This window comes from Sorangium sp. So ce1153 (assembly GCF_051521595.1).
GTDB lineage: Bacteria > Myxococcota_A > Polyangia > Polyangiales > Polyangiaceae > Sorangium.
In genome coordinates, this window is the sequence record NZ_CP150361.1 from 8,823,434 (window position 1) to 8,838,942 (window position 15,509).

At 70.5% G+C, this 15,509-nt stretch carries 13 protein-coding genes; 4 read left to right on the top strand and 9 right to left on the bottom strand.

Annotation, left to right across the window (positions count from 1 at the left end; all coding sequences use genetic code 11):
- Window positions 1-6 precede the first annotated feature (6 nt).
- Both WME85_RS31720 and WME85_RS31725 read left to right on the top strand, forming a co-directional pair.
- Window positions 7-1,002 carry an MDR/zinc-dependent alcohol dehydrogenase-like family protein gene (locus tag WME85_RS31720; RefSeq protein WP_437826752.1) on the top strand — a complete coding sequence of 332 codons (996 nt, stop codon included), beginning with the start codon at window positions 7-9 and terminating at the stop codon, window positions 1,000-1,002.
- Between the two features lie 492 nt (window positions 1,003-1,494).
- Window positions 1,495-1,917 (top strand): hypothetical protein, encoded by a 423-nt coding sequence (locus WME85_RS31725; RefSeq protein WP_437826754.1) that lies wholly within the window; start codon window positions 1,495-1,497, stop codon window positions 1,915-1,917.
- Window positions 1,918-1,963: 46 nt separating this feature from the next.
- Here WME85_RS31725 and WME85_RS31730 read toward each other — a convergent pair whose 3' ends face one another.
- Together WME85_RS31730 and WME85_RS31735 are read right to left on the bottom strand one after the other, a co-directional pair.
- Window positions 1,964-3,280, bottom strand: coding sequence for a GRAS family protein (locus WME85_RS31730; protein WP_437826755.1), 1,317 nt, complete (start codon window positions 3,278-3,280; stop codon window positions 1,964-1,966).
- A 986-nt stretch (window positions 3,281-4,266) separates the two neighbouring features.
- Window positions 4,267-5,655, bottom strand: coding sequence for a sigma 54-interacting transcriptional regulator (locus tag WME85_RS31735; protein ID WP_437826757.1), 1,389 nt, complete (start codon window positions 5,653-5,655; stop codon window positions 4,267-4,269).
- Between the two features lie 301 nt (window positions 5,656-5,956).
- On the opposite strand from WME85_RS31735, the gene WME85_RS31740 reads away from it, so the two are divergent.
- Window positions 5,957-6,604 carry a hypothetical protein gene (locus tag WME85_RS31740; RefSeq protein WP_437826759.1) on the top strand — a complete coding sequence of 216 codons (648 nt, stop codon included), beginning with the start codon at window positions 5,957-5,959 and terminating at the stop codon, window positions 6,602-6,604.
- A gap of 171 nt (window positions 6,605-6,775) precedes the next feature.
- Here WME85_RS31740 and WME85_RS31745 read toward each other — a convergent pair whose 3' ends face one another.
- The 7 genes from WME85_RS31745 to WME85_RS31775 all read right to left on the bottom strand — a co-directional run bounded on the left by WME85_RS31745 (window position 6,776) and on the right by WME85_RS31775 (window position 14,691).
- Window positions 6,776-8,170, bottom strand: coding sequence for a T9SS C-terminal target domain-containing protein (locus WME85_RS31745; RefSeq protein WP_437826761.1), 1,395 nt, complete (start codon window positions 8,168-8,170; stop codon window positions 6,776-6,778).
- Window positions 8,171-8,271: 101 nt separating this feature from the next.
- Window positions 8,272-11,199, bottom strand: coding sequence for a TonB-dependent receptor domain-containing protein (locus tag WME85_RS31750; RefSeq protein ID WP_437826763.1), 2,928 nt, complete (start codon window positions 11,197-11,199; stop codon window positions 8,272-8,274).
- 214 nt (window positions 11,200-11,413) lie between these two features.
- A complete protein-coding gene (locus WME85_RS31755) occupies window positions 11,414-11,845 on the bottom strand; it encodes an ExbD/TolR family protein (protein WP_437752057.1) in 432 nt (143 codons plus the stop codon).
- Window positions 11,846-11,855: 10 nt separating this feature from the next.
- Window positions 11,856-12,317 carry an ExbD/TolR family protein gene (locus WME85_RS31760; protein ID WP_437826765.1) on the bottom strand — a complete coding sequence of 154 codons (462 nt, stop codon included), beginning with the start codon at window positions 12,315-12,317 and terminating at the stop codon, window positions 11,856-11,858.
- Window positions 12,268-12,978, bottom strand: coding sequence for a MotA/TolQ/ExbB proton channel family protein (locus tag WME85_RS31765; RefSeq protein WP_437826767.1), 711 nt, complete (start codon window positions 12,976-12,978; stop codon window positions 12,268-12,270). The genes WME85_RS31760 and WME85_RS31765 overlap by 50 nt, the downstream gene beginning before the upstream one ends.
- Before the next feature lie 57 nt (window positions 12,979-13,035).
- Window positions 13,036-13,806: an energy transducer TonB gene (locus WME85_RS31770; RefSeq protein ID WP_437826769.1), complete on the bottom strand. Its 771-nt coding sequence runs from the start codon at window positions 13,804-13,806 to the stop codon at window positions 13,036-13,038.
- A gap of 177 nt (window positions 13,807-13,983) precedes the next feature.
- Window positions 13,984-14,691 carry a response regulator gene (locus tag WME85_RS31775; RefSeq protein ID WP_437302761.1) on the bottom strand — a complete coding sequence of 236 codons (708 nt, stop codon included), beginning with the start codon at window positions 14,689-14,691 and terminating at the stop codon, window positions 13,984-13,986.
- Between the two features lie 237 nt (window positions 14,692-14,928).
- Between WME85_RS31775 and WME85_RS31780 the strand changes: the two genes are divergently transcribed.
- Window positions 14,929-15,498 carry a serine O-acetyltransferase gene (locus WME85_RS31780; RefSeq protein WP_437302762.1) on the top strand — a complete coding sequence of 190 codons (570 nt, stop codon included), beginning with the start codon at window positions 14,929-14,931 and terminating at the stop codon, window positions 15,496-15,498.
- Window positions 15,499-15,509: the final 11 nt, after the last annotated feature.

A 15,509-nucleotide genomic window follows, 5' to 3' on the forward strand; every position in this document is an offset into this window, starting at 1 on the left:
CGGCCCGTGCGAGCGCTCGTCTGGGACGGCACGGCCGCGCGCGTCGTCGACCGCGACCCCCCCTCGACCACGGCCGGCATGGCGGTGGTCGAGGTGCGGTGCGCGGGGATCTGCAACACGGATCTCGAGATCGTCCGAGGGTACATGGGCTTCCGTGGCACCCTCGGGCACGAGTTCGTCGGCGAGGTCGTGGACGGGCCTGCCGCCTGGCGCGGCCGCCGCGTCGTGGGCGAGATCAACTTCGCGTGCGGCCGCTGCAGCACCTGCGCGCGCGGGCTGGGCAGGCACTGCCCGGCGCGCACGGTGATGGGCATCGTCGGCGCCGACGGCGCGCTGGCGGAGCGCGTCGCCGTGCCCGTCGCGAACCTCCACGCGGTCGACGACCGCGTGGGCGACGAGGAGGCGGTGTTCACCGAGCCGCTCGCGGCGGCGTTCGCGATCCTGGAGCAGGTGCGCGTGGCGCCGGGCACCTCGGCGCTCGTGCTCGGCGACGGGAAGCTCGGCCTGCTCATCGCGCAGGTGCTCCAGCAGGCCGGCGCTCGCGTCCTCGCGGTCGGCAAGCACGAGGAGAAGCTCGCCTTGCTGCGCGCGCGGGGCATCGCCACCGAGCTCATCCGTCCCGAGGCGGCGGGCCAGGTCGACGCCGGCGGCGCGCCCGCCGCGGCCGCCTGGGCCGGGGAGCCGGCCGAGCTCGTGGTCGAGGCCACGGGGACCGCCGAGGGGTTCGCGAGGGCGGTTCGCGCGACCCGGCCGCGCGGCACGCTGGTGCTGAAGAGCACGGTCGCCGGGCTCTCCAGCGTCCACCTCGCGGAGCTCGTGGTCCACGAGATCACCGTGGTCGGGTCCCGCTGCGGGCTGTTCGAGCCAGCGCTGCGCGCCCTCGAGGACCGCAGCGTCGACGTCCGCTCGCTCGTGTCGGCCCGACTCCCGCTAGAGCGCGCCGAGGAGGCGCTGCGGGCCGCGGCGGCGCCAGGCGCCCTCAAGGTGCTCGTCACACGCTGAGACCGGCTCGAGCTCGCCGGTGCCTCGGTACCTCACGGTGGGCCACCGGCCGGCGCGTCGCGCCCGTCGTTCCGCGAGGCCAGGCACACCGTCTCGGGTGGCTCGGCCGCATTAGTAATAAAACTAACTATTTTCTATAAATTCTCAAGATACCCTTGAGAAATGGACCTCCCGCTCGCCCGCAGACGGCCAGAGGCGAGGAGGCGCCGCCTGAGGGATTGGTCGTTGTCCGGCCGGCGATACAGCTCGTGGCGACGATGCGCCACGAAACGCCTGAGCGAGATCCAGAGAGTCTCTATCTCTTCGTGACGAAATTCCCCTGCTATCCGTAAGGCGAGGGAGGAACTCTCATGAGAGGCGCATGCTCGGCTTTGCTCGCAGGGATTCGGGGCGCGCGACACGCGTCCACGCGCGCCGCAGGAGAATTTCACCCGGCCAGCTGGAATAGATCCTGGTAGGAGTCGCAGGTTGCGGCAGGAATCAGGAGCAGCGATGAGCGCCAAGGACAGCCCACACCACCACGGCCGCCGAGCGGACGGCCCGCACGAGGCCCGGCAAGCAAGGGAGAGCTGGGAGCAGCAGAAGCTACGGGAGCTCGGCCTCGACGACATCGACGAGGATGCGTCGATGTTCTGCTTCCATTGCCGCCGTGAGATGCTGGAGCGGCTCGCGCGAGCCCAGGAGCGCGGCTCGGTGCTCTTCGACATAGTCAGGCGTCATGGCCTGAGCCCGCTGCCCCCTCAGGGCGCCCCGCTCGACGCCGAGGGCCCTGTCGGGCGCGCGCCGGGGCTTCCTCTGGGCCGCCCGCCGAGCGCCCCGCGCCGCCGCCGCGCAGCGCGGCTCGTCCTTGCGGCCGTCGCGCTCGTGAGCGGCGCGCTGGTGCTCTGGGCGGCGCTCGCTCATCTGAGCCGTTGAGGCCGGGCGCCGCTCGCGCCGCGGGCGTGGTCCGGCAGCGGATCGCTCAGCCGAGCCGGCGGAACAGGCCGGAGATGAACCGCGACGGCGGCGGGACCTGCCGCGGTCGCCACGCCGACGCGGCCACGAGGGACACCCCGTTGCGCATGAGCAGGATCGCCGGCTCGTCCGACCGGACATCGAACCCCTGATTCAGGCGGAGCCCTCCGCGGACGAGCGGCTCGTGCGGCGAGACGCGCAGCGGCTCGAAGCCGTTCATGCGGAGGCGGCGCTGCCACGCGCCCCGGCGCTCGTGCCGCTCGACCCGCGCCGCCCCCTCCCCCACGACCACGTTCATCACCTCCTGCCCGAAGAAGACCTGCTCGATGGTCTCGCGCGCGGCGATATGCGGCGGCAGCAGCGCCTCGAGCGCCTGGAATACCGCATAGTAATGGCCGATCGCCTCGGACAACCGCGGCAGGAACTGGAGCGCGTTGTGCTCGACGTCCGGCTCGACGAGCGTCAGCACCCGCGGCGACAGCGCGCGGATCCTCGTGAGGATCGTGTCGCGGTTCCCGGTCGGGTGCACCGACGCGTCCGGGACGTGGTGCAATGCGAAGGCCGCATTGACAGCGATGGGGGCCGTGGAGCGGGACGCGATACGGTTCCAGTCGACGCGCTCGACCGAGGAGGCGACGCCGTGGAACTCGAAGGGGACCTTCAGCCGCTCCGCCCACCCCCCGATGAACGCGCCGGCCCAGCGCAGCCGCTGCTCGGGATCGGGGCCGCGGCACGGCAGGTCGATCCCGGTCAAACGGACCCGCGGCGGGCCGCCGGGCCGCGACGCCAGCCGGTGTAGCAGGAACGGCCACTGCGTACCGCCACCGACGCCGATGTCGATGACGTGGACCTCCTCTTCACCCTGGAACGCCTCGACGATGGCCGCGTTCGCGCTCAGGTAGCCGAACCGGATGAGCGGCGTCGCGTGCACGAGCAGCTGAAACGCCGCGAGCATGTCCCGCGGGCCGGCGCTGCGCAGATAGAGGTTGCCGTCGCCGGAGCGGTCTCCGTCCAGGCGGGCGAGCAGCGCCCGGCCGAACACGCCGGAGATCCGCTCGGAGGCGTCGCCCGTGTCGGGCTCGGCCCGCAGGATGCCGTCCACAAGCGCCCTCGCGCGCTCGCTATCGCCCGCGTCGATCGCCTCGCCCGCGGCCAGGAGGCGGCTCAGGAACGGACGGCGCCGGGAATGCGTCTGTCGCGTACCCGAGCTCGGTTGCTGTCCCAGCCCGGGACTCGATGACGCCGAGCTCGTGGGCCCCTCGGCGTGCGCTCGTAGGCTGACAGGCGCCTCTTCGGCCGATGCGTGTCTACGGATCGCGTTCATGGTGTCCAGGGCTCTTCAGCCAGGCAGCCCGCCGTCCTGGCTGGGCTCTCCGCGACACGGTCAGAAGACGTCAAGCGCGAACGCATGACGTCGACCGCCTCGCAGGAGCCGGGGGTTTCAATGTTTGCTGACATCGTTGCGGGAGAGCCTGACGGCGAGGAGGGAGCGGACGCTCGGCAGCAGCGCGCCCGCGGCGAGGCCGCGAGGCGCGGCGCACGCGCCTGCCAACGACGCGATGGAAATTGAGCTCGCACGAGGGCTCGACAGACAACTCTCTGTACATCGATGAAGCCGCCCGCTCGGTCAAGTCCAAGATTGTCATACTGTGTGGCGCTCCTTCCTCGTGTCGGTTGCGCCGTCCGAGCCCCCCTGGCGGGAGACGTAGGCTCTCGTAGGCGGCTAACCGGACGACCGCGGTGGCCTTGCGGCAGGTGGCAGTCCCCGGCCGCCGCCACGCGCAGCGCGCCGTCACGAGCGCGCGGGCAGCGGGAGACGGGGAACACCGCCGCTGATCTCATAGGGCGCATTGCGCGTCACAGCGCGTCGCGCGCTTCGAGCTGGCGCGCGTCAATCTGGCGCGATCCAGCGTGGCGCGCGCCGGATTCATTGACTTGGCCGTGGTCGTGACAGCACCTCGCTAGCGACGGGGCTTACACACCATATTACATCCTGCATAATCAGGTCTGTAAATACCCTGTACATGGGTGCTCGGTCGATCGAGCCCGCGCTGCGTCGCTGGATGAGGGCAACCCTGCGACGGCGGGTCTCGTCCTCGTCCAAGGACGGGCGCCCCGGCCGTCCCGATGCTCCAGGAGGCACAGCGCCATTGCTGGAGACGATGTATGGAACGACCGCCCTATCGGGCTCAGCAGCCTACGCCCGGGTAGACTTCGTCATCAAGGCGCCGCGCGGCGAGCGCGAGATCTCCGCCGCGAGGCGCCGGCATTGACGTGCTCCTGTGCTTGTGCATACCGCGGGCGCCCGGCTCAGTCGTTATCGGACACATCGCTCCCTTCGGCGAAATGCGAGCGATCCACGCCATTCTTCTCGAGCCAGCGTCGAATTCGATTCCTGTGCACGCCGAGCCTGCTGGCCGCGCGAGACACATTGCCTCGCTCGAGGCGAAGCGCCTCGGCGATCTCATCTTCAGGCGGCGTCTGGCTCGCGCGCGCCGGGCGGGCGTCGCTCCCCGTCTGCCGGACGTGCGGCTCTTGCGCTTCCCCGCTCAGCCCGACGCCCGCGAGCGGGTCCAGGTCCTTCGCCTCGACCGTGCTCCGCCCCTCGTCGAGCGCGCGCGTCACCGCGCGCCGCGCCTCGCCGACGAACTCGCGCAGGTTCCCTGGCCAGCGCCGCATCGCGCACGCGATGATCAGGGAATGGTGAATCGTCGGCGGCGCGCCTCCGCCGACCGCGCCCACGGCCTTCGCGCATTGCGCGAGCAGCCAGGGGATCTCCTCGAGCCGCTCGCGCAGCGGCGGGAGCCGGACCTCGGGCCGGCCGATGCGATAATAGAGATCGTCCCGGAAGCGGCCCTGGGCGACGCGCGCGCGCAGGTCGTGCGTCGCGGCACAGATCCGGATCTGCACCGGGTGAGGCGCGACCGCGCCGAGCTCGAGCACCTGCCGCGTGTCGATGGTGCGCAGCAGCTTCGCCTGGACGGCCGCGTCGAGCTCGGCCACCTCGTCGAGGAAGAGCGTGCCCCCATGGGCGGCCTGCACGTAGCCCTCCGTGTCGTGCGTCGCGCCGGAGTAGGCGCCGCGCCGGGCGCCGAAGAGGAGCCGCTCCGCGAGTCCCTCGGGGATGGCCGCGCAATTGACGGCCACGAACGGGCCGCGCGCCTGCGGCCCCGCCTCGTGGTAGGCGCGCGCCGCGAGCTCCTTGCCCGTGCCGCTCTCGCCCGTCACGAGGAGGCTGTCGCCCGCGGCGGCCGCGCGGACGATGGTGTCGTAGGTCTGCTGCAGCCTGGGCCCGAGGACGCTCTCCTTCTCGACGCGCACGCCCCCGCGCGAGAAGGGCCGGATGTCCGAGAGGGCGAGGAACACCGACGTCCCCGCGCCGACGACCTGGATCGCCTCGCGCCGGATCTCGCCGCGGATCGGCTCGCCGTTGACCGAGGTCCCGTTGGTGCTGCCGAGATCCTCCACGGTCCAGGCGGCCCCGTCGTACGCGATGCGCGCGTGCCGCCGCGACATGAGCGAGTCGTCCACGAGGGGCACGCCGGCCACGCCCCCGCGGCCCAGCACCACGGAGCCACCGTCCAGCGGGATCGGCGCGCATCGCGGCTGATTCCCCGAGAAAATCAGGACGATTCCGGGAACGGGCTCGGCGACCGAGGGTTCCGGGGGGACCGAGACGCGGACAGTGGAGTGGTCCATCGGGAGCTATCTTACTCGAACCTGGCCGGCCAATGGCCGGCCACTTCCGCGGCGCCGCCGGGGTTTTCGGGGCAGCTCAGCGTCGCCGCGCGGGTTTCCTGGGAGCAAGCTCAGCGTCGCCGCGCGAGTTTCTTGCGGCAAGCTCGGCGTCAGCGCGCGGATTTTCCTGGGCATAAGTCCCGGTAAATCCAGGTCACCCCGTTCGCCAGGTTCGGCACGAGTTGTGCTTCATTCGCACGGTATGGTGGCCTCTGCAAGAGCTCGCATCCATCGGGACCGGGGGTCTGCCCTCGAGGTGAACATGGGTTCCGGCCGCAACATCGACGAGGCGGGCCGCCGCTCTCCCCGACGTCTGCACACATCTCGTACCCTGCCGAGCTTCCCCACCCACCCCGGCCTCCAGAGCATCACCGGCCTGCGCGGCGCGCTCGAGTTCCTGGAGTGGCCGGCGTCCGAGTGGACCATCAAGGACCTCCAGGACTGGTTCGTCGACCACCTCGTGACCCCGGGCCTGATGAAGCGCCCGCAGATCGTGCGCGAGCCCGGCGCGACCCCCGTCATGCTCGACCCGCGCGCCGACGGCGGCAGCAACCTCGAGGAGCTGATCTACAAGGTCCGCGGCCGGGTCATCACGGCGCTGAGGGGGCTCATCGCGCCCGTCGCCGACGATCGGTTCCTGAACGCGGCGATCTACGGGGGCAGGGTCCGCCGGGCCGCGGTCGGCGGCCGTCCCGTCTGGGTCGCCTCGCCCCGCGAGATCGACTTCCTCGGTGACATTGTGCTCAGCTTGCTCGCTGCCGACATCCTGCTCGATCGGGAGTTCTATCGCGCACACCTCTGCATCTGTGAAGTGTGCGGGAGGGTGTCATTCAAGGACAGCCCGGACGCGCGAGGCGTATGCGCCGAGCACCGGAGCCATGTGTCCGGGTTCACCCCGCGGGTGCGCTGAGCGCCTCTGGCGGAGCAGCGACGCTCGAGACGATGAAGGCCGGCTGAAGCGCCGGCCTTCGTCATTTGCATGGATACGGATCCGGTCCGCCCCGAGCGACCGTGAGCCGGAGCGGACGGCGCGGCATCGCTCCACGTTGCCTCACTCCATGTCGCCTCGCTCCACGTCGCCTCACTCCATGTCGAACGAGACCCAGGCGCCCGTCGCCCAGTCGTCATCCGCCTTGAAGGCGCCAATATAGGTCGCCTCGGCGTCGAAGAAGCCGTCGTCGGGCGGGGTCGCCGCGTTCTCGGTGAGCGTGGCTGCCGGGCGGAAGTCCGGCGTGGCCGCGAAGCAGTCGGCGAGCTGCGGATCGACGACGCTGTTGGTCGCCTCGCCCTCGAACCACGCGACCTCGTCCACGCCGCCGTCGTCATCGTCGTCGAGCGTCGACTCGGTGGACTCGTTCGCGTCGGTCTCCTCGTAAGCGATGTTCGCCTCGGCGTTGACGTTGCCCGAGATGATGGAGCTCGCGAGCTCCACCTCGGTTCCGTCGTTCCTGAGATCCAGGCCCGCCTCGAAGCCGGTCACGATCGTGTTGAAGATATGGGCCTTCGTCGCGCGGCGGAGCAGCATGCCGTACTGCTGCTTGTCGACGTCCTTGTTCTTGCCGCACAGGGTGACGTTGTAGATCGTCGGCTCGCTGACGGGCGTGTTCTCGGACCCATCCGCGTCGTTGTCGCCCTCGAAGCCGTTCGTGTCGTCCGCGACCGTGGGATCCTGCTGGAGCGCGAGGAACTGGAGCTTCCCGACGTAGCCGAGGTCCCAGTCGAACCCGTCGTCGCCGTTCTGAGCGCAGAGGAGGTGCTTCGCGTTGACGGTGCCGCCGAAGAACTCGAAGCAGTCGTCGAGCGTGTGGTGCACCATCACGTGGTCGACCGTCGTCCTGGAGCCCACACCGGCGAACGTGAGGCCGTTCACCTCGTTGTCCTGGGAGAGCAGGATCCCGCTGTACTCGATGCGGACGTACTCGAGGACACCGCTGTTGTCGTCCTCCACATCACCGCCGTACTCGACGCCGACGATGCCCTCGACTTCCGCCTTGCCGCCAGGGACGTTGATGGGGGCATTGCCGAGCAGCATGACGCCGCCCCAGTCGCCCGCGGAGCGCTCGCCCTCCGGGCTCTGGCTCGTGAACACGATGGGCTTGTCGGCGGTGCCCTTGGCGCTGATCTTCGCGCCGGGCTTCACGACGAGCGTCGCGAGGCTCTCCTTGTCGCCCATGATGGTCGTGCCAGGCTCGATGGTGAGGGTGGCGCCCTCCTCGACGAAGATGGTGCCCTTCATGAGGTAGCAGCTGTCAGCGCTCCACGTCGCGTCTGCTTCGATCGACTCGGCGATCTCCACCGGGGCGGCGCAGTCAGGGCCGTCGCCGCCGCCGCCCTTGCCGCCACCGCCGTCGCCGCCACCGCCGTCGCCGCCGCCACCGGTGCCGCTCGCCGTCGACGTGCTGGCCGTGCTCGCCCCGCCGTCGTCATCGCCGCAAGCGGCAGCCATCGCGACGGCGAGCGCCGACGCGCAAACCAAGGCAATCCTCGATGTCCTCATGGTCCTTCACCTCCTGGGTGAAGCTAGTCCCGACTGGCAACATCGTGAACAGCGCCACGTGAAGATTGGGTGGCATATCGTCAATAGGTCAGCGCCGCGCTCAACGTGACGGTCGTGCCAGCCTTGTACTCGAGCACGATGTTGTCCTCTGTGCCCTCTTTACCCTGCGTGACGCGGACGGGAGCATCGATGAGGTTCTCGCCAGCCAGCTTCAGCTCGACGTGCTCGCCGAAGCGCTGCGCGACCGTGAGATCGAGCTGGTGCCGCGGCTGCTCGTACTCGTCAGGCATGTTCTTCCCCACCGTCCTGAGCCGGGCGCCGAACACGTTGTAGAGGAGCCTGGCGCTCGTGCCGGTCGACTCGCCGCTGTAGTCGAGCCCCAGGTTGACGACGAAGGGGGATTGCCCCTGGAGCGGGTGCGTCGCGGTGCTCTGGATCGCGACCCCGCCCTCCTTCGGCTCGGGGCTGATCTCGACCTCCGAGCTCACGAACGTGATGTTGCCGAGCGCCGTGACGTCTCGCAAAAGCGGATCGATGAAGTCCAGGCTCTTCCTGATCTCGAGCTCGAGGCCCGCGGCATAGCCGCTGTCCCCGTTCGTCCAGCTCAGCCGTCCCTTGCCGCTGCTGGGTTTGATGATCTCCTCGATCGGATCATCGAAGTGCTTGTAGAAGAGGCTGGCGGCGACCACCTCGCCGGCCGTCGGAAAGAGCTCGAAGCGGACATCACCGTTCATCACGCTCGTCCGTTGAAGATCTGGATTGCCTTCCACCTCCCTCGCGCTGTATCCCGGCTGGGACAGCGCCGGGCTGAGCTCGATCAGCTGGGGACGAGCGAGCGTCTTCGTCACGCTGAGCCTCAGGTTCGATTTCGGTGTCGTCTTGACCACGAAGCTGGCCGCGGGCAAGAGATCCACGTCGTCGTCGTCGACGTTCTTCTCGGGATCACCCGGGACATCCATCGACAGCGTGGAGGCCTCGACCCGGGCGCCGAGGATCACCCGGAGCCACCGCGTGATGTGGGTGTCGGTCATCACGTAGCCCGCGTAGAGATCGGTGCTGGCCGTGTAGTCGTCCGTGTCGCGCGTGGTCTCCTCCAGCTCGAAGATGGTGCCGATGTTCTCGTCCGAGAACAGCGGGCCCGGCTCCTGTCGCAGCACGGTCGTGTCGGCGAGCCGGAGCGTCTTGAACCGGAACCGGCGCGCGTCGAACTCTCGCTCTCGGAAGTTCAGCAGACCGCCCACCTTCAGGCGGGTCGGGGCGTCTCCACGGATGAGCGGCAGCGCGTAAGAGAGCTGCCCGCCGTAGTTCGTGTCCGCCAGGTCGATGAAGACGTGCGAGCCGCTCAGCGTGCCGTCGTCCCACGACCAGGCGCCGCTCGTGTCGTCCCGGGCGTAGACGTTCTCTCGCGTGTCGGGCTCGTCCGAGGTCGCCCGGGAGACGGACGCCTTCCAGTCGAGCGTGCCGTTCCCGAGCGCCGCGATGCGGTGCTCGCCCGAGAGCTGGCCCAGGGTGAGCGCCCGGGAGACGAAGCGCTGCAGCGTGTCGCGGTACACCGCCCCGCCGCTCTCCTCGATGACCTCCCTCGACTGGAGCGCCACGTCGTCCGATGAGCGGCTGTGGAGCCCGGTGAGCATCACCTTGTGATCCGGATCGGGCGTGTAGGTGACGCTCGCGAAGCTCCCCCAGGACACCTGATCGCGGATGCTGTCCACCGCGGAGTCGTTGAGCTGCCTCAGGCCGCTCTCGCTCGTGGGATCGAACGCGTAGGTCCGGCTGATCTCGTCGGCGCGCGGGGCGAACTTCCGGCCATAGCTCAGCGTGGCGAGGTAGCCGAGGCGCTGCTCGCCGCGGAGCTTCAGGGTGTCGCCGACGACGACGCTGCCGCTCCCGTTCGGCGGGGTGAACGACCGGCGGGTCGCCATCGACGAGTTGATCGCCCTGCCGTAGGCCGCGATTTCATCCCTCGTGATCAGCGTGCCGTCGGGCCGTCGGATCCCGCGGGCCACCTTGTGGTCGGGGATCTCTCCGGGGAGAGCGCGTGTGCCATCGTCGATCCCGAGCCAGTCGGTGCTCGATCCGGAGTAGGTCAGGCGATCTCGAAACGTGCTCTGGGTGTTCGCCGCGAGCGACAGCGATGCCTGGAGGAGGAACCTGGTCGGGAGCTCGCGCGTGTTGATCTGGACCGAGCCGCCCACGAAATCGCCGGGGATGTCGGGCGTGAATGTCTTGACGATGGTGATGTCGCTGAGGACGAGCGACGGGAAGAGATCGAGCGGGACGGCCTGCCTGTCGGGCTCCGGGCTCGGGAGCGGCGCGCCGTTCAGCAGCGCGTTCGTGTAGCGATCGCCGAGGCCACGCACGTACACGTACCTGCCGTCGACCACGGTCGCGCCGACGACGCGCTTGGCGGCCTCCGCGGCGTTGCGATCGGGCGTCTTCGCGATCTCCTTCGCGCCGATGGCGTCGCCCACGTGGGCCGCGTTCTTGCGGATCAGCAGCTGCGCCGCGACGCTCGCGCGCTCCGGCTCGAACTCGACCTCGATGACCTCCTCGGCCTGCTGCTCCGGCTCGAGCCGGACGTCGACCTGGATCACCTGCCCGGCGGCCACCCGCACGTCCTGCACGCGCTGCGGCCTGTGCGCCTCGTACCAGACGCGGAGCTGATGGTTCCCCGGCGGGAGCTCCAGGCGATACCGCCCGTCGAGATCCGCGATGGCCTTGAGCTTCGTCCCGACCACCGACACCTGCGCGTCGAGGACGGGCTCCTGCGTGGCGGAGTCCGTGACGACGCCCCACACGACGCCTTTGCCCGCCGGAGGCGGGCGCGACGGGCTGGGCTCGTCGAGCCCCGCGACGTCCTCCGACGCCGGGGCGCTGGCCTCGGCGGCAGCGCCCGGGGGCGCCGGCGGCGCGGCGGCTCCGGGGTCGCCCTGCGCCAGGGCCGTGGCCCCCCAGCAGAGCGGTGTCACGAGCGCTGCGACTACCCCCGAGATCCTTCTGCGAATCATGCACCTGTCCCTTCGCGCGTCCCGAGCTCGGGCGCGCCTGTCGAGTCGATGGCCGGGCGCGCGTGCGCCCGTGACCCATGATGAGGAGAGCGGAAAGCCGGCTCCCCGGAGCCCTGTCCTGTGCGCCGCGCGCCGTCGCGCGCGCCCGAGCGACCGTAGCGAGGCGACGGCGCCCGCCGCGGCGGCGCCTCGCCGGGCCCGATCTCCGCGCTTCCTAGCGCCTGGTCTTCTCTGTCAGCACGGCGATCGTCCTGGCGCCGCCCATGCGCGCGGCGTCCATGGCCTCCACGGCGACCGCGTAGACGGCGTCGTCGTCCGCGTCGAAATAAAGCACGTTGTCCGAGCGCGCCGCGAAGATGCGGGCGAGCCGCTCCTTCAGCTCGCCGCGCTGCACCTCCGCCTGGTTGATGCGGATGACGCCGCGCTGATCCACCGTGAGCACCACGGGCTTGCTGGCGTCGTCCGGGGGCGGCTCGAGCCTCGCCGAGTCATCCTTCTTCGGCAGGTTCAGCCAGAACTGCTTCGCGAGCAGCGGGGTCACGACCATGAAGATGATGAGGAGCACGAGCACCACGTCGACGAGCGGCGTGACGTTCATGCTCGGCGCGACGCCGCCCTTCCTGCCTCCGCCCTGCGGAACGCTCATCCCCACGGCGCTATCCCTCCTCCGGCGCCGGGGAGGCGCCGCCGCCCCGCTGGCTCACCTGCAGCGATATCCCGGCGAAGCCGACGTCCTGACACAGCGCGAAGGCCTCCCGCACGCGGCCGTACTTCACGGAGGAGTCGCCCTTGATGACCACCCGGCGCTCCGGCTCCGCGGCGCGGATGGCCCGCAGCCGCGCTCCGAGCGAGGGGAGGTCGGCGACGGCCTCCTTTTCGAGGAACACGGTGCCCGCGCCGGTGATCGTCACATAGATGGGGTCGAGCTTCGATCTCGATTTCGGATCCGGCTGAAACACGGCCGGGAGCTCGACCCGCTCGCCGTGCTCCATCTGGGGCGCGATGACCATGAAGATGATGAGGAGGACGAGCACCACGTCGACGAGCGGCGTGACGTTGATCTCCGGCTCAGGCGGCTGCTGCCGACCGGAGCGATTGCTCTCCGCTCGAACGCCCATGCTCGTTCTCCATCTCGTCGATGAGCTCACCCGCGCTGCGCTCGAGGGCGAGCTCCACCGAGGCGATGCGGGTGGTGAGGTAGTTGAAGCAAAGCACCGCCGGGATGGCGACCCCGAGCCCGAGGGCGGTGACGATGAGCGCCTCGGCGATGCCGGCGCTCACGGCGCCGAGGCCGCCCGAGCCCGTCGAGGCGATGGTCTGGAAGGCGGTGATGATGCCGACGACCGTCCCGAGCAGCCCGACGAACGGGGCCACCGAGCCGACGGTCGCGAGCACCGAGAGGCCGCGGCGCAGATCGGCGGAGATCGCCTCGCGGCGCCGCGACACCTCGCGGCGCGCGAGCTCCACCGGGGGTACGCCGCCCTCGCCGGCGTCGATGGCGCGCTGGAAGCGGCGCACCGCCGCCGCGACGAGGCGCGCGAGCGCCGAGCGGCGATACCGGTCGGCGACCGCCACGAGCTGCGCGGTGTCCCACGCCTCCATCATCGGCCGCGCCTCCGTCGCGAAGCGCCGGGTCTCCGACGCCTGACGCGCGAGCGCGATGAGCCGCTCCACCACGACAGCGACGCTCGCCAGCGCCATGAGCACGAGGGCGAACGCGACGAGCTTGCTCAGCAGCCCCATGGTCGCCCAGATGTGCCCGAGATCAAACTGCATCATGGCAATACTCCTTCGTTCCTCTCGCGACGAGCCGCCTCCGCGGCCGCGCGCTCGACGTCATCTCTTCGCCTTGAAGGGGATCCTCACCGTCTTGAAGGTCGACACGGGCCTCCCCTCGTGGATCGCCGGCCGGTAGCGCCACGTCTTCACCGTCGCGAGCACCACGTCGTTGAAGAGCGGATGGCCGCGAACGATGGTGACGTTCGTGACCTCGCCCGACTCGGTCACCACGAACCTGACGACCACGGTGGCCTCGATCCCCGCGCTCCGCGCCGCCTCGGGGATGGGCGGGAGCGCGTTGGACAGCGCGACAGGCGGCGTCGCGTTCTCGGGGAGGTGAATCGGCCCGTTCGGCGGCGGGGGCGGCGGAGGTGGAGGCGGCGGCGGGGGCGCCGCCGCGACGGCCGTCCCCGTGCCGCCGGGGACCCCGCCGGGCACGCCGCCGGGCGACCCGCCCGGCTCGCCGTAGGTCTCGTCGTCGCTCGCCTTGGCCTGGCCCGGGTCCGCCTCGGCCGGCGCCTCCGTCGGCACCGCGGTGGGCGCGACGAGCGCCGGGCGGCGCGGCGCCGCGGCGCGAGGCGCCGGGGCCTCGGCCGCAGGCGGCGGGGGCGCTGGCGCCGGGGCGGCGGGAGGGGTCTCGGGGATCTGGGTGGCGAGCTTGACGTCGACGACCTCCTCCTCGGGCGGAGGAGGCTTGATCGCGCCGCTCAGGCGGGCGGCGAAGAGCGCGATGCCCGCGAACAGCAGGAGCCCGGCCGCGTACCCGATCGCGAGCCGCCTCGCTCGGTCAGGATCGGCCTCCCCCGCACTCCACGTCTCCAGATGCATCGAGGCTCCCGGCGCCAGCTGGCGAAAACACCGGAGCTCCGCCGGATCTCATCCGAGAGACAGGCGGGCTTCATCGGCGTGACTCACAGCGTGAGCCAACGCCCGCACCGTAACTCGGTTGCGTTGCGACAAGATGACGTGGAGGCAACGATTGTCGTGGATCTCCTGACACCGCGCTCAGGCGCTGCGGCTCTCGGGCACTTCCGGCGAGGCGGCGAATCGATAGCCGATGCCGCGGACGGTCTGGATGTAATCGCCCGCGCGGCGCAGCTTGTCGCGCAGCCGCTTGACGTGGGTGTCCACGGTCCTCGTCGTGATGCTCACGTCGATGCCCCAGACGCCGTCGAGGAGCGCGGTGCGCGTCTGCACGCGCTCGCGCGCCTCGTACAGCGCGACGAGGAGCTTGAACTCGAGGAGCGTCAGCTCGACCTCCTCGCGGTCGACCCACACGCGGTGGGCGCCCTCGTCGATCCGCAGGCACCCGAACTCGATGCTCCGCTCCCCCGTCCCGGAGGACTTGGCGCGCCGGAGCACGGCCTGCACGCGCAGGATGAGCTCCCGCACGCTGAACGGCTTGACCACGTAGTCGACGGCCCCGAGCTCGAAGCCGACGATGCGGTCGACCTCGTCTCCGCGCGCCGACACGATCATCACGGGGATCTGCTGGGTGCCCTCGCTCTGCTGGAGAGCGCGGCAGACCTCGGTCCCCGAGATGTCTGGCAACATGATGTCGAGCAGGACGAGGTCGGGTCGCTGGTCCAGAGCCAGCCGGACCCCCTCACCGCCCTGCCCCGCGAGGAGCACCTCATGCCCGGCCTGCCTGAGGTTGTAGTCGAGCACCTTCTGGAGCGCCGGCTCGTCTTCGATGACCAAAATCCGCGCCATGCTGAACAGCGCGTGTACCCGAGCGATGTGACGGCCCGATGACCGGATGGCAACAGGGCGGTGCGGCGGATCGTTTGACGGCAAACAGCCGCCTTTTCTCGTGAAGGGAGACCGGCCGGGGACGAGCGCGGGAGCCTGCGCGGCAGGCGTCGCGGCACGCGGGCGGCGCGCGGGCGGGCTGCGAAAGGTCGCACCGGCGGCGCGAGATGCGCTATCCTCGTCGCGATGTTGCGGACCTTGCGACTCATCGCGGCCGACGTGCGCCAGAAGGCCACATGGTGCTACGGCAGCGCTCCACTGCCGACGATCCTGAAGACGCTGGCGACCGACGGCACGGCGGCGATGGTCCTCTACCGGTTCACGCAGGCCGCGCGGGTCCACCGGATGCCGGTGGTCGAGATGCTCCTCAACAAGGCGACGAACCTCGCTGGCGGCTGCGTGATCGGTCGTGGCGCGGATTTCGGGCCGGGCTTCGTGCTCATCCACTCGAACGGCGTCGTCATCAACGGCAACGTCCGTGGCGGCTCGAACGTGCTCATCGAGCACCAGGTGACGATCGGCGCGGATCGGCGGCAGACGCCGGTGCTCGGGAGCGACCTCTTCATCGGCGCGGGGGCGAAGATCGTCGGCGGCGTCACGGTCGGCGACGGCGCCCGCATCGGCGCCAACGCCGTCGTCGTTCACGATGTCGCGCCGAACACGACGGTCGTCGGCATCCCTGCGAAGCCCGTGCAGCGGCGCGAGGACCGAGCGGCCCAGGCTGCCGCGCGCCCCAGCGCGGACGAGACGAACGGCTCCCGCAGCTGACCCGCGCGATC